This is a genomic window from Aquicoccus porphyridii, assembly GCF_008369105.1.
In the GTDB taxonomy this organism is placed as follows: domain Bacteria; phylum Pseudomonadota; class Alphaproteobacteria; order Rhodobacterales; family Rhodobacteraceae; genus Aquicoccus; species Aquicoccus porphyridii.
The window spans coordinates 1-419 of the sequence record NZ_VINQ01000153.1 but is presented as its reverse complement, the minus strand read 5'-3'; the positions used below and the strand labels follow the sequence as shown (position 1 = coordinate 419).

The following is a 419-nucleotide window of genomic DNA, read 5'->3' as shown; positions in this document are numbered from 1 at the left end:
GCTGCTGGAAGGGGTCTTTGACGCTCATGGACGTTCCGCCTTCGCAGCGACGCCATCCAGTTCTTCCAGCAACCCGACCAGCTCTTTTTGATCGACTTCGCGGGTGACGGCCCGACGCAGGAGGGCGGCGAGGGCGCGGGCCTTTTCCGGGTCTTTCAGCGCGTTGACGCCGCGATTTTCCTTGTTCCAAGCCATGGCCAGGACAACATTCTATACGTGTTGGAAGCGGAGCGACCGACCGTTCAGGCAATTGCCCAGGCCTTAGCACGCGCCGCAGCTCCTTCAGCGCGGCCAGCCTGTCCGGGACGGAATGCAGGTTTTTGAGTAAAATCGCGCTTAAAGTGAGTAAAATTTACACAACATATTTACATTTAAACACATCTGTGTTATACTGATAGTATTGAGGTGTCCCCCCTCAA

General features: G+C 55.6%; 1 protein-coding gene. It reads right to left on the bottom strand.

Annotated features, from left to right (window positions below):
• Window positions 1-24: 24 nt before the first annotated feature.
• On the bottom strand, window positions 25-195 hold the full coding sequence (locus tag FLO80_RS22970) for a hypothetical protein (protein ID WP_188078414.1): 171 nt from the start codon (window positions 193-195) through the stop codon (window positions 25-27).
• Between the last annotated feature and the right edge of the window lie 224 nt (window positions 196-419).